This is a genomic window from Azohydromonas caseinilytica, assembly GCF_012927045.1.
In the GTDB taxonomy this organism is placed as follows: domain Bacteria; phylum Pseudomonadota; class Gammaproteobacteria; order Burkholderiales; family Burkholderiaceae_C; genus Azohydromonas; species Azohydromonas caseinilytica.
This window is the reverse complement of record NZ_JABBFW010000022.1, coordinates 70,253-88,335: the sequence shown is the minus strand read 5'-3', so window position 1 is coordinate 88,335 and position 18,083 is coordinate 70,253. Positions and strand designations below refer to the sequence as shown.

Annotated in this window: 19 protein-coding genes; 4 read left to right on the top strand and 15 right to left on the bottom strand. The window is 68.8% G+C overall.

Translation table 11 applies throughout. From position 1 onward, the window contains the following. Positions 1-220: 220 nt before the first annotated feature. Both HHL10_RS22880 and HHL10_RS22875 read right to left on the bottom strand, forming a co-directional pair. Complete coding sequence (locus HHL10_RS22880) at positions 221-817, bottom strand: 2-hydroxychromene-2-carboxylate isomerase (RefSeq protein WP_169162718.1); 597 nt, start codon at positions 815-817, stop codon at positions 221-223. Positions 818-852: 35 nt separating this feature from the next. Next, positions 853-1,257 carry a VOC family protein gene (locus tag HHL10_RS22875; protein WP_169162717.1) on the bottom strand — a complete coding sequence of 135 codons (405 nt, stop codon included), beginning with the start codon at positions 1,255-1,257 and terminating at the stop codon, positions 853-855. Between the two features lie 128 nt (positions 1,258-1,385). Between HHL10_RS22875 and HHL10_RS22870 the strand changes: the two genes are divergently transcribed. Beyond that, positions 1,386-3,971 (top strand): putative bifunctional diguanylate cyclase/phosphodiesterase, encoded by a 2,586-nt coding sequence (locus HHL10_RS22870; RefSeq protein WP_169162716.1) that lies wholly within the window; start codon positions 1,386-1,388, stop codon positions 3,969-3,971. 63 nt (positions 3,972-4,034) lie between these two features. Here HHL10_RS22870 and ttdB read toward each other — a convergent pair whose 3' ends face one another. The 5 genes from ttdB to yghU form a co-directional block, all read right to left on the bottom strand. Further along, a complete protein-coding gene (ttdB, locus tag HHL10_RS22865) occupies positions 4,035-4,652 on the bottom strand; it encodes a L(+)-tartrate dehydratase subunit beta (protein ID WP_310734656.1) in 618 nt (205 codons plus the stop codon). Continuing rightward, complete coding sequence (ttdA, locus tag HHL10_RS22860) at positions 4,649-5,560, bottom strand: L(+)-tartrate dehydratase subunit alpha (RefSeq protein WP_169162715.1); 912 nt, start codon at positions 5,558-5,560, stop codon at positions 4,649-4,651. The genes ttdB and ttdA overlap by 4 nt, the downstream gene beginning before the upstream one ends. Before the next feature lie 119 nt (positions 5,561-5,679). Then, the gene (locus HHL10_RS22855) at positions 5,680-6,660 is read right to left on the bottom strand and encodes a Bug family tripartite tricarboxylate transporter substrate binding protein (protein ID WP_169162714.1); all 981 of its coding nucleotides are present in this window, start codon (positions 6,658-6,660) and stop codon (positions 5,680-5,682) included. 191 nt (positions 6,661-6,851) lie between these two features. Continuing rightward, positions 6,852-7,391, bottom strand: a complete 540-nt coding sequence (locus HHL10_RS22850) for a host attachment protein (RefSeq protein WP_169162713.1) — start codon at positions 7,389-7,391, stop codon at positions 6,852-6,854. 152 nt (positions 7,392-7,543) lie between these two features. Further along, complete coding sequence (gene yghU / locus HHL10_RS22845; protein ID WP_169162712.1) at positions 7,544-8,422, bottom strand: glutathione-dependent disulfide-bond oxidoreductase; 879 nt, start codon at positions 8,420-8,422, stop codon at positions 7,544-7,546. A 225-nt stretch (positions 8,423-8,647) separates the two neighbouring features. Between yghU and HHL10_RS22840 the strand changes: the two genes are divergently transcribed. The 3 genes from HHL10_RS22840 to HHL10_RS22830 all read left to right on the top strand — a co-directional run bounded on the left by HHL10_RS22840 (position 8,648) and on the right by HHL10_RS22830 (position 10,749). Further along, the gene (locus HHL10_RS22840) at positions 8,648-9,538 is read left to right on the top strand and encodes a DHHA1 domain-containing protein (RefSeq protein WP_169162711.1); all 891 of its coding nucleotides are present in this window, start codon (positions 8,648-8,650) and stop codon (positions 9,536-9,538) included. Positions 9,539-9,615: 77 nt separating this feature from the next. Further along, positions 9,616-9,912: an ATP-binding protein gene (locus HHL10_RS22835; protein ID WP_169162710.1), complete on the top strand. Its 297-nt coding sequence runs from the start codon at positions 9,616-9,618 to the stop codon at positions 9,910-9,912. A gap of 66 nt (positions 9,913-9,978) precedes the next feature. Continuing rightward, a complete protein-coding gene (locus HHL10_RS22830) occupies positions 9,979-10,749 on the top strand; it encodes a PRC-barrel domain-containing protein (protein WP_169162709.1) in 771 nt (256 codons plus the stop codon). Positions 10,750-10,786: 37 nt separating this feature from the next. On the opposite strand, the gene HHL10_RS22825 is transcribed toward HHL10_RS22830, so the two are convergent. The 8 genes from HHL10_RS22825 to HHL10_RS22790 form a co-directional block, all read right to left on the bottom strand. Further along, positions 10,787-11,083: a gamma-butyrobetaine hydroxylase-like domain-containing protein gene (locus HHL10_RS22825; RefSeq protein WP_169162708.1), complete on the bottom strand. Its 297-nt coding sequence runs from the start codon at positions 11,081-11,083 to the stop codon at positions 10,787-10,789. Further along, a complete protein-coding gene (locus HHL10_RS22820; protein WP_169162707.1) occupies positions 11,080-12,072 on the bottom strand; it encodes a HEAT repeat domain-containing protein in 993 nt (330 codons plus the stop codon). Before HHL10_RS22820 ends, HHL10_RS22825 begins: the two co-directional genes overlap by 4 nt. 54 nt (positions 12,073-12,126) lie before the next feature. Further along, positions 12,127-12,369: a 4Fe-4S dicluster domain-containing protein gene (locus HHL10_RS22815; protein WP_169162706.1), complete on the bottom strand. Its 243-nt coding sequence runs from the start codon at positions 12,367-12,369 to the stop codon at positions 12,127-12,129. Positions 12,370-12,528: 159 nt separating this feature from the next. Beyond that, on the bottom strand, positions 12,529-14,262 hold the full coding sequence (locus HHL10_RS22810; RefSeq protein ID WP_169162705.1) for a fumarate reductase/succinate dehydrogenase flavoprotein subunit: 1,734 nt from the start codon (positions 14,260-14,262) through the stop codon (positions 12,529-12,531). A 21-nt stretch (positions 14,263-14,283) separates the two neighbouring features. Further along, entirely contained in the window at positions 14,284-15,039 is a 756-nt protein-coding gene (locus tag HHL10_RS22805; RefSeq protein WP_169162704.1) for a GntR family transcriptional regulator, read from the bottom strand. Between the two features lie 233 nt (positions 15,040-15,272). Continuing rightward, positions 15,273-16,217 carry an ABC transporter permease gene (locus tag HHL10_RS22800; protein WP_169162703.1) on the bottom strand — a complete coding sequence of 315 codons (945 nt, stop codon included), beginning with the start codon at positions 16,215-16,217 and terminating at the stop codon, positions 15,273-15,275. After that, positions 16,214-17,002 (bottom strand): ABC transporter ATP-binding protein, encoded by a 789-nt coding sequence (locus HHL10_RS22795; protein ID WP_169162702.1) that lies wholly within the window; start codon positions 17,000-17,002, stop codon positions 16,214-16,216. Before HHL10_RS22795 ends, HHL10_RS22800 begins: the two co-directional genes overlap by 4 nt. Positions 17,003-17,023: 21 nt before the next feature. Beyond that, on the bottom strand, positions 17,024-18,034 hold the full coding sequence (locus HHL10_RS22790; RefSeq protein ID WP_169162701.1) for an ABC transporter substrate-binding protein: 1,011 nt from the start codon (positions 18,032-18,034) through the stop codon (positions 17,024-17,026). Positions 18,035-18,083 lie beyond the last annotated feature (49 nt).

Genomic DNA, 18,083 nt, shown 5'->3' with positions numbered 1-18,083 from the left:
CGAGGCTCTCGGGAAACAGGGCTGTTTGCGTCCGATCAGCCTCTCCGATGTATCGACCCATGGTTCTCTCCACGTCGTACGCCAGCAGCCGACATGATGCGGCCGTGCCGCGTTTTCACACAGCCTCAGCCTTAAGCGGCCCGTCGGTCTGCTTTGACAAAGGGCCGGGGATAACTGGGCAGCGGCACTCACAAGACCGACGCTGCCCAACCCGACGCGCTCAATGCGACGTGCACCACTCGATCGCCTCTTCCAGCCGATCGTCACCCCAGAAAATCTCGGTCCCGCATGCAAACGTAGGCGATCCAAAAATTCCCAATTTCCTCGCCTCACCTGTTTCAGACACGTATTTGCCACGCACGGCGTCGCCATTGGCCCGCGCGATGACGGCTGCCGGATCTTGCCCAATTCGCAGCAGGATGGCCGAGAGGTTTTCAATTTCGCCGGGGTCCTTGTTTTCAAGGAACCAGGTGGCGTAGGCGGCTTGGGTAAAAACTGGGCACCAGCCCTCCATCGCCGCCAGCGTCGCAACGCGGTTGGCAAGTTCGTCTGCGTCGATGGGATAGTGTGACGATGCCGCCTTGAATGGCACGCCGTGGCGCAAGGCCCGCCGCTCGATATCTCGCCACATGTACTTGAGCTTGGCCGGCTTGTTGGCAAACGGAATGTTGTTTTGTTCCCGCATGAGGGTGCGGACGCTGAAGGGACGCCAGCGCAGGATGACGTTGTGGCGCGCTGCAATGTCCTCGGCGCGGTTGACGGCCAAATAGGTGTACGTGCTTCCAAGGAAATAGAAGAAGTCCAGGTGGTTTCGCATGGCAGGGCCCTTTCGTGGTGGCAAGCGGGGCCGGGTCAGCCGGCTATCGCGTCGTAGCCGCTTTCGGTGAACTGCACCAGACAGAACCCGTGTCCGAACGGGTCGGCGAAGGTCGCCAGATGACCCCAGGCGAAACCGGTGACCGGTTGCTCCAGCGTGGCGCCGGCTGCCAGCGCCTGCTGCACGGCGGCCTGGATGTCGGCGACGACGAAGTCCAGGTGCACCGGCGTCCAGTGGCGCCGATAGTCGCGCCGCTGGGCGGTGCGGGGCGCGGGTACCGTGCCGGCGCTCTTGCGCAGCAGGTACAGCGGCGACGAGCCGCCCAGCAGTTCCACCACGTCCGGGCCCAGCCGGCGGCCGCGTGTCAAGCCGAAGGCGGCGCCGTAGAAGGCCGCGGCCCGCTGCAGGTCGTCCACGTCGATGTTGACCAGGATTTGCACGGCGGGTCCTCCTGAGGTCCGGGCCAGCGCGGTGCATCCGCTCGCGCTCGCCCACGGTTGAACAAGCCCTTCGCATTCTCGACACTCGGCACACGGGAGGTTCCTCACCAGCCTGAAAAGGGGAACTCATGAACGACCGCCTGCAACTGCTCTTCTTGGGAAGCGCCGGGGTTGGGGCCCGGGTGCGACGCGAACTCCCAGGTCCCGCCTGGGAGCTTCTGGCGCTGCGCGCGGTGGACGAGTTCGCGGCTGCGCTCGCGCGGGGCAGGCCGCCGCTCATCCTGCTGGAACATGCGCCGCCGGCATTCGACGGCATGTTGGCGCTCGCGCACGCCCGGGCGGCGTGCCCGGAGGTGCCTATCATCGTCCTGTCGTCCGACACGCTCGACGAAGGCGCCGTCGTCGCAGCGGTCAAGGCAGGGGCCACGGACTGCGTGTCCCTCGTTCATCCAGGGCGCCTCGCACAGGCTGTCCGGCAGGTGCTGGGCGGCGTGCCGCAGGCTTCCCTGCCACAGCCCGACGTGGCGCGGCCCCCTTCCGACGCCAGCCTGTTCCGGCTGTTCATGCGCCACCTGCCCGGGGTGGCGATGATCAAGGACGCCGAGGGTCGTTACGTCTTCGTCAATGACGTGTGGGAGACCGTCTACAAGCGCAGCCCGTCGCAAACCTTGGGGCGGCGCACTGACGAGGTGTGGCCCGCGGAGGTGGCGGCGCAGTATTGCGCCAACGACCGTCGCGTGTTCGAAGGCGAAAGACTGGTGCGGGAGATCGAAACCGTCCCCCATGACGACGGGCTTCACCATTGGCTGAGCCACAAGTTTCCGATCGTCGAGCCGGGCGGCACGGCAACCCTGCTGGGGTGCGTGGCGATCGACGTGACCGACCGTGTGCGCGCCGAAGAGAACCTGCGCCGGGCCAACCGCGTCCTTGGCATGCTGAGCGGCATCAACTCCGCCATCGTGCGCATCCGCGACCGTGACGCGCTGTTCCAGGAAGCCTGCCGAATTGCCGTCGAGCTGGGCCGGTTCAAATCGGCGTGGGTAGCGATCACCCATCGGCGCACGGGCGCGGTTGAAATTGCCGCGGCCGCGGAGCAGAACCTCACGGACGCTGCGCCTTGCCAACGCGTCCAGTCGGTCACGCGCAGCGCGCTGGTGGACAGGGCGTTGCGGGACAAAAGGCCGCTCGTGAGAAACGCGGACGAGCTTGCTGCCGATCCCGCCTTGCGTGAATGGGCCGCGGACGGCCGCTGCGCCGTCGTGCTGCCGCTGCTGGTGGCCGGGGAAGCGCTGGGCCTCATCGGGCTGCTGGCGTCCGAGGCCGATGTCTTCAACGACGAGGAGATGAAAATTCTCGCGGAGCTGGCCGGGGACGTGGCCTTCGGCCTGGACCACATCGACAAGGAGGAACGGCTCGCGTATCTGGCCTATTTCGATGCGCTGACCGAATTGCCCAACCGCACACTGTTTCTCGACCGACTGAACCAGCAGTTGCAGGCGCGCCAGGCGGGGCGGGACATGCTCGGCGTGGTGGTCTTCGACATCGAGCGTTTCAGCAGCCTCAACGACAGCCTGGGGCGCCATGCCGGCGATGTGCTCCTGCGCCAGTTCGCCGAGCGGCTCACGGCGGTCCAGCGCGCCGGCCAGGATGCCGACCATGTCGCCCGCATCAGCGCGGACAGCTTCGCCGCCCTCGTGACCCCGGTCCGGGAAGAAGGCGATATGGCCCGCATCCTGGAGCAGGATTTTCTGGGGGCGATCAGCAAGCCGTTCCTGGTCGGCGGGGAGGAATTGCGCATTTCCGTGAAGGCCGGCGTGTCCCTGTTTCCCAATGACGCAGAGGATGCCGAAACCCTGTTCAAGAACGCGGAAACCGCGCTCAAGCGCGCCGAGGCCAGCGACGAGCGCTACCTGTTTTACACGCCACAGATGCAGGCGCGAATCGTCCAGCGGCTGTCCGTCGAGAACCGCTTGCGCAAGGCGCTGTCGGCGGGGGAATTCGCATTGCACTACCAGCCGAAAATGAGCCTGGGCAATGGACGCCTGGCCGGGCTGGAGGCGCTGATCCGCTGGAACGATCCCGAACATGGCTTGCGGGCAGCGGGCGAGTTCGTGCCCATCCTGGAGGAAACGGGCATGGTCATGGAAGTGGGCGAATGGGTCTTGCAACAGGCCGTCGCCGACTATCTCGGTTGGGTGGCCAAAGGCCTGCACCCGCCTCGTATTGCGGTCAATGTGTCGCCGGCGCAACTCAGGCGCAAAAGGTTTCTGGCAGAGCTGGCGCAACTCATCAACGGCGGTGCGAACGGGTCGCCCCGCCTGGATCTGGAAGTCCTGGAAAGCACGGTGATGGAGGACGTGGATGAATGCGCCGCCATACTCAGATCCGTGCGGGATATGGGTGTGGGCGTGGCCATCGATGATTTCGGCACCGGCTACTCGTCGCTGGCCTATATCGCCAAGCTGCCCATGACCGCGATCAAGATTGACCGCTCCTTCATCAAGCCGATGGCCCACGACCCGGACGATGTCACGGTCGTGAACACCATCATCTCGCTGGCCCACGCCATGTCGGTGAAGGTGATTGCCGAAGGCGTCGATTCCGACCAGCAGTCCTACCTGCTGAAGCTCCTGCGCTGCGACGAGGCGCAAGGCTTCCTGTTCAGCCCGGCGCTGCCGCCGGAGCGGATCGAGACGATGCTGGCGGCGGCGTGAGCGGCCGCTCCGAAAGCACGACGGGCGCCCCAAGGCGCCCTGCAGCCATCACTGCGGAAAGGCTCACTTGATGAACCGCACCTCCTCGTTGATGCGCTGGAGGATGGGCTTCTTCTTCTCGTTGAAGCGTGCCTTGTTCTCGTCGATCAGGTTGCGGCCCTTGGTGTCGATGGAAATGATCAGCGGGCCGAACTCCTTGACGCGGTTGACCCACAGCGTTTCGGGCATGCCCAGGTCCTTCCACTGCGCGTCCTCGATCTTCTCGACCTTGGTGGCGGCCAGCACCGCGCAGCCGCCGGGGAAGATGGCGTGCACGGCCTTGTTCTCCACGCAGCCCGCGGCGGTTTCGGCGCCCATGCCGCCCTTGCCCACCACCAGCTTCACGCCGGTCTGCCGGATGAACTCCTTCTCGAACTTCTCCATGCGCATGCTGGTGGTCGGGCCGATGGAGACCATCTCGTAGCTGCCGTCCTCCTTCTGCTTCACGATCGGGCCGGCGTGGAAGATGGCGCCGCCCTTGAGATCCACCGGCAGCTCGCGGCCGAGCTCGATGAGGCGGCGGTGCGCCACGTCGCGGCAGGTGACGAGCGTGCCCGTGAGGTAGACCACGTCGCCCACGTTGAGCGCTTCGAGGTCTTCGTCCTTGATGGGCGTGGTCAGGATCTTGATTTGGCCGCTCACAGCACGACTCCTTGGTGCGAGATGATTTCGTGGGACAGGTCGGCGTTGACCTTGATGCGCCCGCGACGGTGCGCCCAGCAGCCGGTGGACACGGCCACGCCGATGGTGGAAGGGTGGCGCGCCGAGGACTCGATGTTCACGCCCATCACGCTGGCGTTGCCGGTGAGGCCCTGCGGGCCCAGGCCGACCTCGTTGAGGCCGTCCTCCAGCAGCTTCTCCATCTTGGCCGCGTTCGGGTTGGGGTGGCACGAGTCCACCGGGCGCAGGATCGCCTTCTTGGACAGCCGCGCCGCCGTCTCGGCCGAGGTGGACACGCCCACGCCGACCAGCATCGGCGGGCAGGCATTGACGCCGCGCGAGGTGATCACGTCGAACACGAACTCGGCCACGCCCTCGTACCCTTCGCCGGGCATCAGCACCTTGGCCGCCCCGGGCAGCGTGCAGCCGCCGCCGGCCATGTACACGTCGATGGTGACGCTGTCGCCCTGCGGGTCGATCTCCCAGTCCAGCCAGGGAATCTTCGAGCCGGTGTTGGTGCCGGTGTTCTTCTCGTCGAAGGTTTCAACCGCGTTGTGGCGCAGCGGGCCTTGGCGCGTGGCCTCCAGCGTGGCGTAGTTCAGGATCTCCTCCAGCTCGCCCAGCAGCGGAAAGCGCGCGCCGGCGTTGATGAAGTACTGGATCACGCCGGTGTCCTGGCAGCTGGGCCGGTCCAGCTTGTCGGCGGCCTCCTGGTTCTCCTTCATGGACTGGTACACGGCCTTGGCCAGCGGGTGGGTTTCCCGCTCGCGCAGGTCGGCCAGCTTGTGGGTCACGTCGGTGGGCAGCCGCTTGCCGATGTAGGACGTGAACTTCCACATCACGTCCTTGAGGTTGGCGACCGCGGTGTCCCGGTCTTCGATGTTCACCATGAATTGCTCCTGGGATAAGGGCACGGCGCTGCCCGCCTGGGCTGTCGGCGCGGTGCGAAAACGTTGAGTGCTTGACTTGCTTGCCCGAGCCGTGCGGGCTGCCGGCGCGGCGGGCCGGCTTACTCGATGACGACCTTGGCGTCCTTGACCAGCCTGGCGAACTTGGCCGTCTCGTCCTTGATCTGCTGGGCCATCGCTTCCTGGGTGTTGCCGATGGGCTCGGCACCGATCTCGTCCATGCGCCTGCGCAGCTCAGGCGCCTGCAGCGCCTTGACGATCTCGCTGTTCAGGCGCGCCGTGATGTCCTTGGGCGTGGCCGCGGGCGCCAGCACGCCGAACCAGGTGCCGATGTCGAAGCCCTTGAGGCCGGCCTCGTCCAGCGTCGGCACCTCGGGCAGGGCGCTGGAGCGCTTGGCGGTGGTCACGGCCAGGGCGCGCAGCTTGCCGCTCCTGATGTGCTGCAGCACGGGCGTGACGGTGTCGAAGGACAGGTTGATCTGGCCGCCCAGCAGGTCCGTGGTCAGCGGGCCGCTGCCCTTGTAGGGCACGTGCACCAGGTCCACGCCGGTGAGGGTCTGGAACTGCGTGCCGATGAGGTGCTGCGCGGTGCCGTTGCCGTTGGAGCCGTAGGTCATGCCCGGCTTGCTCTTGGCCAGGGCGACGAACTCCTTCACGCTCTTCGCCGGGGTGCTGGCATTGATCACCAGCACGTTGGGCACCAGCGCCACCGTGGACACCGGCGCGAAGTCCTTCTGGAAGTCGTAGGGCAGCTTCTTGTAGATGCTGGGCGCAATGGTGTGGTGCACCGCGCCCATGAGCAGCGTGTAGCCGTCGGGCCTGGACTTGGCCACCATGTCCGCGCCCAGCGTGGCGCCCGCGCCCGGCTTGCTCTCCACGATGACGGTCTGGCCCAGCGCCTGGGTCAGCCGCTCGGCCAGGGCCCGGGCGATGACGTCGGTGGTGCCGCCGGGCGGGAACGGCACGACCAGGGTCACGGGCCTGCTGGGCCAAGCCTGCGCCGAGGCCGCGTTGATGCACAGCCCAAGGGCCGCGGCACTGCAAGCCTTCATGAAGTGCCTGCGGGCGATTCCGGTGCTCATGCCTGTCTCCTGTCGTCTTGATGGAGACGGACTGTAGAAACCGCATGGGTCGCCGGATCGCCTTGGAATTCAAGGCATCGTTAACCTGAACTCAACAATGAGGTGATGGTGAGCGGCCGCGCGGCGGGCGTGAGTACGGCTTGACGCGCGGCGCCCTGCGCGGCACCGGCGTGCGAACCGGGCAGGGGCCTTCAGGCCGCGGCTTTTTCCAGCGCCATGCCGCCGGCGAAGTGGCGCAGCCGGCGCGCCTGGTCGGACGCGTCCCTGCGCCGAGCCGCGTACTCGCCCGCCTGCAGCGCCTGTTCGCTGCGCTGTGCCGCCTGGGGCAGCCCGAGGTCGGAGATGTCGGTATCGACCACCGCCTGCAGCATCTTTTTCGTGGCCGGGCTGAGCTGGCGCATGAGCTCGCTCAGGAACGGGCAGGCGGCAAACAGCGCCACGCGGTCGAAGCGCCGGCCGGCCAGCTCCTGCTCGAAGCGGCGGGCCACCAGGGCAGCGAACTGGCGCATGCGCCTGCGCAGGGGGTCCAGGGGCCGCGTGGGCGCATGGCCCTCGCCCAGGCCACCGTCCTCCCAGACGCTCTGGTTGGCCGCAAGTCGCTCCGGGCCGGGCATCGAGCGGCTCTCGGAGCGCAGCACGGTGTCGAGGACGACCAGCTCGTCCTGCGCATCGGTGCGGGCCAGCAACCGGGCTTCGCTGGCATTGGCAATCAGGATCAGGTCGCAATTCATGGTGTTTCTTGCAAGGAGGTATGCGGGAAATTCGTCAACCTCTGTCCCGGTGAGCAAAAGAGCTGCCCAGGCTCCCTCAGATGGGGCTGGCGGGCTGATCGACAAGGGTCGGGTACCGGGCTTGCGCAAGCCTCGCTTGCGACACGGGCGGCTCAGCCGCCTGGTGCCACCCCGATCTTGTCCTGGGTCCGCAGCTCGAAATCACGGGCGTCGTGGCGTTCATGGAGCTGCTCCTCGGGCGCACCCCAGGTGCGGTTCACCATCCGGCCGCGGCGCACCGCGGGCCGCTGGGCGACATCGTGTGCCCAGCGCAGCACGTGCGCGTAGGACTGCGCGTCCAGGAACTCCGCCGCCCCGTACACCTGGTTGGTGACGAGCGCCCCGTACCACGGCCAGATCGCCATGTCGGCAATGGTGTACTCCTCCCCGGCGACATGGGCATGTCCGCTCAGCTGGCGATCGAGCACGTCCAGCTGGCGCTTCACTTCCATGGCATAGCGGTTGATCGGGTACTCGTACTTCTCGGGGGCGTAGGCATAGAAGTGGCCGAAGCCGCCGCCCAGCAACGGAGCGCTTCCCATCTGCCAGAACAGCCACGACAGGCACTCGGTACGCCCGGCAATGTCCTTGGGAATGAAGGCGCCGAACTTCTCGGCCAGGTACAGCAGGATGGAGCCCGACTCGAAGACCCGGATGGCCGGATCGGTGCTGCGGTCGAGCAGCGCAGGAATCTTGGAGTTGGGATTCACCGCGACGAAGCCGCTGCCGAACTGGTCTCCCTCGTTGATCCGGATCAGGTGGGCGTCGTATTCCGCCCCTTCGAAGCCCAGCGCGAGCAGCTCCTCCAGCAGGATGGTGACTTTCACACCATTGGGCGTCGCCAGCGAGTAGAGCTGCAGGGGATGCCGGCCCACCGGCAGCGCCTTGTCGTGGGTGGGTCCGGCCATGGGCCGGTTGATATGGGCGAAGGCGCCGCCGCTGGGCGCTTCCCATTTCCATACCTTTGGCGGCGTGTACGCTGCGTCTGCCATCGCGAATCCTCGTTGGTTGAGCGGGTCAACCGAAGCCGGGTTCCTGCTCCCGGGCGTTCCTGACCGCTGGGGTGGTGCTGCAACCAGTATGCCGCTGCCTCGGAGCTGCCACTGTCGCGGGGCAGGAGGGGCGAGCAACGAGAATGCGGCCATGCCGGCCCGATGTCCTTCCAGTGCGTCGCGGCCGGCCAACGGCGCCCAGGCGCCCAAGACATCAGGACCCGCATGCAAGACAAGCAGACCCTCGTGCTCTACCACGGCAAGTGTGCCGACGGCTTCGGTGCGGCCTTCGCCGCCTGGCTCAAGCTGGGCGACTCGGCCGACTACCGGCCCTGCGTCTACGGCGACCCGACGCCGGAGGTGGCCGGCAAGGACGTGTTCATCCTGGACTATTCCTTCGACCCCGAGGTGCTGCAGGCGATGAGCACGCGGGCGCGCAGCATCACGCTGCTGGACCACCATGTCTCGGCGCAGAAGCGGCTGCAGGGCCTGAAGCTGGCCTGCTGCGGGCGGCTGCATTTCGACCTCAGCCGCTCCGGCGCCGTCATCGCCTGGGAGCATTTCCACCCGGGCGAGCCGGTGCCCTACCTGCTGCGCGCGGTGCAGGCGCGCGACCTGTGGCGCTGGGACGTGCCCGACGCGCGCCCCTTCCTGGCCGCGCTGGACCTGCTGCCCCTGAGCTTCGAGGCCTGGCGGTCGGTGCTGCAGCTCAGTGAGGAAGAACGAGCCCGGATGGTGGAGCGCGGCGCCGCGATGGAGGCCAAGTTCGAGGCGCTGTGCGCGTCCATCGCCGAGCAGCCGGCGCCGGTCCGCATCGACGGCGAGGCGGGGCTGATGGTCAACGCCCCTTCCGAGTTCGCCAGCACCGTGGGCAGCCTGCTGGCGCAGCGCAGCGGCACGTTTTGCCTGATCTGGCGCATCGACCACCAGGGCCGGCTCAAGTGCAGCCTGCGCTCGGTGCAGGGCTTCGACGTCGAGCGCCTGGCCGCGCGCTTCGGCGGCGGCGGGCATGCGCAGGCGGCGGCGTTCATGCTGCCGGGGGAGCGGGTGGTGGAGTTGCTGCGGGGCGAGCTGCGCTCGGCGCACGCGCTGCCCGCTGAAGCCGGCGTGGCCTGATTCAGTCAGTCCGCGCGCTGGCCTGCTCAGCTCCCGCGAGCGCCGGGGTCCAACCAACGCTGCATTAGATTCGGCCCATGCCGCTGACCAACCACCCCGTCTCTCCAGCGCCGCCCGCGCCGGCACGCAAGGCCCGCGTGCGGCCCGTCCGGGCGCCCCTGCCGGCCATCGATGCCGCCCGCTGCACCGGCTGCGGCCGCTGCATCGCCGTCTGCCCGGTGCACGTGCTGAGCTTCCACACCGAGCGGTGGACCAAGTTCGCGGTGCTGGTGGAGGCCGATCCCTGCACCGGCTGCAGCCTGTGCGAGGCCCGCTGCCCCTTCAACGCGATCACGATGCGCCCGGCGGGGGAGGTGCGTCCGCACGGCGCCTGAGCGGCTGGCCCGCGCCCCGGGCACAGCGGCTGCCGCGCCTCTGGTGGGTTCAACCGGGAGCACGCCATGCTGTGCAGCATCAAGGAGCTTGCCGGCCTCCCGCTGGCGGCGACCGATGGCGACATCGGCCACGCGACGGAGGCCTATTTCGACGACTTGCGCTGGGTCATCCGCCACCTGGTGGTGGACACCGGCGGCTGGCTGACGGGGCGCAAGGTGCTGATCGCGCCGCAGGCCATCCAGGGCATCGACCGCGCCCGGCACCGCATCGAGGTGGCGCTGGCGCGGGGGCAGATCGAAGCCGAGCCGGACATCGACACCGCGCGCCCGGTGTCGCGCCAGCACGAGATCGCCATCTACGACCACTACGGCTGGCCGTACTGGTGGCAGGGTGATTCGATGGTGGACACCACGGCCCATGCCCTGGCCGGCATGGTGCTGGCGCCGCCATCGCCCGGTGCCGGCCTGCCACCGGGGGCTGCTGCGCAAGTGGAGGCAGAGAGTGCCCAGGACGACCCGCACCTGCGCAGCAGCACCGAGGTCGTCGGCTACCACGTCGCGGCACGCGACGGCGACATCGGGCACATCGCGGACTTCCTGTTCGACGAGCGCACCTGGGCCATCGCCTTCGCGGTCGTGGACACCGGCCACTGGCTGGCCGGGCGGCAGGTGCTGATCGAGCCGCGCTGGATCGAACGCATCGACTGGGCCGGCAGGAAAGTCTGGGTGCAGCTCACGCGCGCGGCGGTGGAGTCCAGCCCGCGCTACCGGCACGGCGAGCCGCTGCAGGAGGAGCAGTTCCGCAAGGTGCAGCGGCACTTCGAGAGCTCGGAGTGAGCCTGAGCGCGTGCCGGTGCGGCCTGCCGGATCGGCATCAGGTGAGTTGCGGCAAGGCCCGCAACAGCGCCCAGGGGTAGATCCCGCGCTCATGTCCGTCGCTGAACCGCAACTGCAGCGCATAGAGGCCCACGGGCACGGCATCGGTGAGGCGCACGCCGGCGTCGGGCTCGACCAGATCGCCGCTGCGCGTCGCGACACGGCAACCGGCGCAGCAGCAGGCGGCGCGCAGGGCAGCGGCATCCAGCTCATGCACCGCGCCGTCGGGCCACTGCAGACGCAGCCGCTCGGGGCGCAGCTCGATGGCGCCGGGCACCAGCGGCTCGGCGCTCATCGCTCCGTTCCCGCCGGGGCGCCCAGCCGCTGCAGCGCCGAGCGCGCCGCCTTGCGCACCTCGGGGTCGGGATCGCCCGCTGCGACGTTCAACGCCGGCACCGCCTGCGCGTCGCCGATCTCGCCCAGGGCGATGGCGGCCTCCTTGCGCAGGTTGCCCGCCGGGTGCAGCAGCGCGGCGGTGAGCGGGCGCAGGGCCTCGCGATCGCGCAGCCGGCCCAGCGCCCGCGCGGCGCGCAGCCGCACCTGCCAGTAGTCGTCCTCCAGCGCCGCGCGCAGCGCCTGGGCGGCAGCCGGCTCCTCCAGACGCAGCTTGCCCAGCGTGGTGGCCGCCTCCTCGCGCACCGGCCAGGCGGCGTCGCGCAGCGCGGCGCACAGCGCCGGCAGCACGAACGGGATGTCCTGCGGGCCGGCCAGGCCCAGCGCGCCGGTGGCGGCGCGGCGGACCTCGGCGTCCTCGTCCTCCACGGCGGCCTGGGCCAGGGGCGGCAGCGCGGGCTGGTGCCGCAGCCAGCCCAGCACGCCCACGGCTTCGCGCCGCACCGAGGCTTCCGGTCGTTCCAAGGCCGCCAGCGCGGGCCCGGCGGCTTCGGCGACACGCAGCTCGCGCAGGCCGCGCAGCGCCGCGGCGCTGACGAAGGCATCGGCATGCGCGGCATGGCGCACCAGGCGCGCGCCGGAGTGCGGGTCCTTCAGCTCGGACAGCGCCAGCGCCGCGGCTTCGCGCACCTCGCGGACGTCGGAAAGCGCCTCGGCCAGCGCGTCCACCACGTCGGCGTCGCTCCAGGCGGCCAGGGCGCGCGCGGCCTCGGTGCGCAACGTGGGCTCGGGGTCGCGGCGTAGCACGGCGGTCAAGGCGGGCAGCAGCGCCTCGTCCTCCAGGTCGGCGGCTTCCAGCAGCGCGACGCGGCGCTCGGTGGCATCGGCGCTGGTGAGACGGCGCTGCAGCGCCGCCAGCTCGGAATCGGTGTCGGTGGGAAAGGCAGTCATGGGGTCGGGCGGCGTAACGGGATGCGCAGGCAGGTGGCGGCGGGCTGCCGTCGCTCAGCGCAGCAGGTAGGGGATGTCCACGTGCACGGCGCCGGTGGGGCAGTCCTTCTCGCAGGGCATGCAGTACCAGCACTCGTCGAACTTCATGTAGGCCGAGCCCTTGACGAGGTCGATGGCCAGCACGTCGAGCGGGCACATGTCCACGCAGACAGTGCAGCCCTTGTGGGCGATGCATTTGTCCGCATCGACGGTGACGGGCACTGCCGCGGGATGCAGCGCGATGGGGGCGATTTGCATGGAATTTCCTTGTTTCTTTTGCTCGTGAAATGACCCGTTCGTACTGAGGTATCGAAGTACGAATCCGTCAGGCTGCAGTGGCCGCGCCACGGCAGGGGCCGTTCACCCTTCGATACCTCAGGGCGAACGGAATACTTTGCTGACAAGCAGGAAATCGAATCAGGCGGCCACGGCTTCGGCGGCCGGGATGCGCAACTGGTGGTAGGCGTTCTTCTCCGTGTTGGCGATGGGCACGATGTAGGGCTCGATGGGGCGCTTGAAGCTGACCATGCGGCCCTGCTCGTCCTTGCGCAGCTGCGCATGGCAGAACCACTCGGCGTCGTTGCGCTCGGGGTGGTCCACGCGGGCGTGGTAGAGGCCCCAGCGGCTCTCGGTGCGGAACAGCGAGGCGCGCGCCGCCATCTCGGCGCAGTCGCGGATGGCGTGCACTTCGAGGGCGCGCATCAGCTCGTGCGCGTCGTTGGCCTTGAGCTCGTCGAGGTCGTGGCGGATGCCTTCGAAGCGCTCCAGGCCGATCTCCATCTTGCGCGTGACCTTGGGCGGCTGAAGGTAGTCGTTGACCATGCGCCGCAGCTTGTATTCGACCTGGTTGGGCGGCAGGCCGCGCTCGCGCTGCAGCGGTGCCCACACGCGCTGGCGCTCAAGGGCCACCTGGCCGGCATCGACGGCGGCGAAGTCGTGCTCGGCGCAGAAGCGCGCACTGCTCTCGCCCGCGAGCCGGCCGTACACGAAGGCGCCCAGCATGTAGTTGTGCGGCACGCAGGCCATGTCGCCCGCGGCATGCAGGCCCGCCACCGTGGTCTGCGCGTGCTCGTTGACCCACACGCCCGAGGCCGAATGCCCACTGCACAGGCCGATCTCGGAGATGTGCATCTCCACCATGCGCTCGCGGTAGTCGGTGCCGCGCCCGGCATGGAAGCGGCCGCGGCTGGGGCGCTCGTTGGTGTGCAGGATGGTTTCGATGGTGGAGATGGTCTCCTCGGCCAGGTGATCCAGCTTGAGGAACACCGGGCCCTTGCCGCCCTGCAGCTCCTGGAAGAACTCCCACATCATCTGGCCGCTCCAGTAGTCGCTCTCGATGAAGCGCTGGCCTTCGGCGTTGGCGGTGAAGCCGCCGAAGGGACCGGTGACGTAGGCGCAGGCCGGGCCGTTGTAGTCCTTGATCAGCGGGTTGATCTGGAAGCACTCGATGCCCGAGAGCTCGGCGCCGGCGTGGTAAGCCATCGAGTAGCCGTCGCCGGCATTGGCCGGGTTCTCGTAGGTACCGAACAGGTAGCCCGAGGCCGGCAGGCCCAGGCGCCCGGCCGCGCCGCAGCACAACACCACCGACTTGGCGCGAATGACGTGAAAGTCCGCCGTGCGGCAATCAAAGGCCATGGCGCCGGCGATGCGACCGTCTTCCGCCGTGAGCAGCCGCGTCGCCACCAGCCGGTTGGTGATCTCCACCCGCGTGCGCTTGAGTTGACGGTACAGCACCTTCTTGATGTCGTGCCCCTCCGGCATGGGCAGCACGTAGGTGCCCATGTGGTGCACCTTCTTGACGGCGTAGTCACCGGTCTCGTCGCGCTCGAAGCGCACGCCCCAGCGGTCCAGCTCCTCGATCATCGGGAAGCTGTTGCGCGCATAGGCCATCACCGTCTTCTGGTTGACGATGCCGTCGTTGGCGATGGTGATCTCGCGCACGTACTGCTCCGGCGTGGCATGGCCGGGGATGACGGCGTTGTTGAGGCCGTCCATGCCCATCGAGATCGCACCGCTGCGCTTGACGTTGGCCTTCTCCAGCAGCAGCACGCGCAGCGCCGGATTCGCCTGCTTGGCCTTGACGGCCGCCATCGGTCCGGCCGTGCCGCCGCCGATGACGAGCACGTCCACTTCCTGCTCAATCGTCTCCATATTGCTGTCTTTCCTTGGGTGTCAACGTCGTTGCAGCCGCATGCGGTACTGGAAGGTGTCCGAGCGGCAGTAGAGGTGTTCGTAGTCGATGGGCCGGCCCTCGCGGTCGTGCGTGAGGCGCTCGATGTGCAGCATGGGTGCGCCGGGGGGCAGGCCCAGCAGCGCGGCGGTCTGCGCGTCGGCGGACACGGCGTCCAGCGCCAAGTCGGCATGGCCCAGCGGCGTGGCGCAGTCGTTTTCCAGGATCAGGAAGATGTCGCGCGTGGCCAGCTCGTCGCTGCGCAGGCGCCGGCCCAGGTGCAGCGGAAGCCAGGTGACATCCAGCGACACCGGCCGGTGGTCCAGGTGGCGCACGCGCCGCACTTCCGTCACCGGCGTGCCGACGTCCAGCCGCAGCCGCTCGGCCACGCGCGCGTCGGCCGCCACGGTCTGCAGCGACAGCAGCCGGTTGAAGGTGTCGTGGCCCAGCGGGCCCATGGCCTCCGCGAAGCCCTGCAGCCGGCCCAGCTCCTGGAACGGCTTGCTCTGCGCGACGAAGGAGCCCTTGCCCGGCACCTTGAAGATCAGGCGCGCGCTTTCCAGGTCGCCCAGCGCCTGGCGCACCGTGATGCGGCTCACGCCGTACTGCGCCATCAGCGCGCTTTCGGACGGGAGGCGCTCGTGCGGCTGCCAGGCGCCGCACAGGATGCGCTCGCGCAGCTCCTCGCGGATGCGGCGGTGCAGCGTGGGCTGCGATGCGGCCGGCACGGCGGGTTCGGAGCGGACGGAACTGGTCATGACAGGTTGGGAGCAGCCGGGCGTCGTGTTGTCTGATGCCGAGGGACTGTAGGAGTCCGGACGGCGCCGGCCAACGAATGAATTCCATGCTGCATAGCCAGTGCCGGCATAAGCGGCATGGGCGTCGGAGTGATGTTGCCAAGGCAACAGAGCTGGGAATCGAGGGCACCCGCAAAGCAAAACGGCCCGCCGAAGAGGCGGGCCGTTGGCCGGTGAGGGTTAAAGTCAGGCGCTCAGCGCTGCACGCCCCAGCGCCGTACCGTGACGCGCTCCAGCGTCGAGAACACCAGGTTCTCGATCACCAGCCCGATGACGATGACGCAGGCCAGGCCGGCGAAGACGCGGTCGGTGTAGAGCTCGTTGCGATTCTGGAACACGTACCAGCCCAGGCCGCCCTGGCCGGAAGTGGCGCCGAACACCAGCTCGGCAGCGATCAGCGTGCGCCAGGCGAAGGCCCAGGCAATGCGCAGGCCCGACAGGATGGAGGGCAGCGCCGACGGAATCAGCACGTGCACCACCAGCCGCAGGCCCGTCAGCCCGTAGTTGCGCCCGGCCATGCGCAGCACCTCGGGCACGTTCTGGAAACCGGCGTGCGTGGCCAGCGCCAGCGGCCACAGCACCGCGTGCACCAGCACGAACAGCAAGCTCTGCCGGCCCAGCCCGAACCACAGCAGCGCCAGCGGCAGCAGCGCGATGGCCGGCAGCGGGTTGAACATGGCCGTGAGCGTGGACAGCAGGTCGCGCCCGAAGCGGGTCGAGGCCGCCAGCGCCGTCAGCGCAAAAGCGGCAGCGATACCCAGCACGTAGCCCTGCAGCAGCAGGCCGAGCGAGATGCCGGCCTTCTCCAGCAGCTCGCCGCTGGCCAGGCCCTCGGCGAAGGCGGCGGCGGTGGCGCCGAAGGTGGGCAGCAGCAGGTCGTTGTCGGTCCAGCGCGCCAGCGCCTCCCACAGCAGCGCCAGCAGCGCGAGGATGGCCGCGCGGCGCAGCAGCGTGTTCTGGCGCAGGCGCTGGGTCCAGGGCAGCGCGCGCTCCATCGGCGCGGCGGTGTAAGGGGCCAGCTCGAACTCCACCTCGGGGCGGATGGGCGCGTCGGCCGCGGCCGGGGTGGCGAAGGCGTTGTCGGCGGTGGTGTCGCCTTGTCCGACCGGACGCGGCAGGGATGTGAAAACTGCGCTCATGCCGCGGCTGTCTCGGGTTGTGCCGTCTCTTCGAACAGCAGGTGGTGGATGCGTTGCGCCTGGGCCTGGAAGGCCGGGCTGCCGACGCTGTCCAGATCGAACTCGTGCGCGTGCAATTCGGCCCGCACGCGGCCCGGGTGCGGCGACAGCAGCACGATGCGGTGGCCCACCACCAGCGCCTCCTCGATGGAGTGCGTGACGAAGACCAGCGAGCAGCGCACCTGCGCCCACAGCGCCAGCAGCTCCTGCTGCATGCGCCGGCGCGTGAGCGCGTCCAGCGCGGCGAAGGGCTCGTCCATGAGCAGGATGCGCGGCTGCATCGCCAGCGCGCGGGCGATGGCCACGCGCTGCTTCATGCCGCCGGAGAGCATGTGCGGGTGCGCGTCAGCGAAATGGGCCAGGCCCACCTGCTGCAGCACGCGCAGCGCGCGCTGCTCGGCCTCGGCCCGACCGGCGCGGCCCGAGGCCAGCAGCGGGAACATCACGTTGTGCTTGACGGTCTTCCAGGGCGGGAGCTGGTCGAACTCCTGGAACACCATCACGCGGTCGGGCCCGGGGCCGGTGACCGGCGCGCCGCCCAGCGTGATGTGGCCCTCCCGGGGTGCGAGGAAGCCGCCCATGGCCTTGAGCAGCGAGGACTTGCCGCAGCCCGAGGGGCCCAGCAGCACCAGGCGTTCGCCGGCGTGCAGGTCGAAGCTGACGCGGTGCGTGGCGCGCACCACGCGGCTGCCCGCGACGTATTCCAGGCTGACGCCGGCAACCTGCAGCAAAGGCGTCGTGTCCATGGCTGGGTCCTTCCTGAAGCTTCAGTTCGCGCCCGCGTTGTGCGGGTCGTCGAAGAAGTAGTCGCGCGCCGAGGCGGGCTTGTTCTTGATGGCGCCGACCCGGTGCATGAAGTCGGCCAGCGCGTACGTGTTCTGCGGCGCGAGCTTGAACTGCACCTCGGGGCTCTTGACGATGTCGAGCACGAGCTTGCGGTCCACCTTGCTCTTGTTGACGCGCAGGAACAGGTCCGCCGCGGCCTCGGGATTGGCACTGATCCACTGCGCGGCCTCGGCCAGCGCGGCGGTGAAGGCACGGTAGGTCTTGGGGTTCTCGGTGCGGAATTTTTCCGTGGTGTAGAGCACGGTGGCCGAGGCCGGGCCGCCCAGCACGTCGTAGCTCTTGAGCACCACCTTCGCGGCCGGGTTCGCGGCCAGTTCCTGCTCCTGGAACGGCGGGTTGGCAAAGTGCGCGTTGATCTCCGTGCCGCCCTTGGTGATGGCGGCGGTGGCCTCGGGGTGCGGCAGCGCCACGCTGATCTTGTCGAGCTTGTTGTGCTGCGCGTCGCCCCAGGTCTTGGCCGCGGCCATCTGCAGGATGCGCGACTGCACCGACACGCCCACCGCCGGCAGCGCGATGCGGTCCTTGTCGCTGAAGTCGGCGATGGTCTTCACCGCCGGGTTCGTGCTCACCAGGTAGTACGGGAAGTTGCCCAGCGAGGCCACGCCGCGCACGTTCTGCCGGCCCCGGGTGCGGTCCCACAGCGTGAGCATCGGGCCGACGCCGGCGGCGGCGATGTCGAGCGAGCCCGACAGCAGCGCGTCGTTCATGGCCGAGCCGCCGGAGAGCGTGACCTGCGACACCGTGATGTCCAGGCCATGGGCCTTGCCGTGCTTCTCGATAAGCTTCTGGTCCTTGGCGACATCGAGCAGCAGGTAGACGATGCCGAACTGGTCGGCGATGCGGATCTGGCCCTCGGCATGGGCGCCGGCGGCGGAGAAGCCCAGCAGGGCGGCGGTGCCCAGGGCGGCGAGGCGCTTGCGGATCGGTTGCATGGGAAACGGGTCGAAGTGGACGTGAGGATCGGTCTGGAGCGAGGCGGGA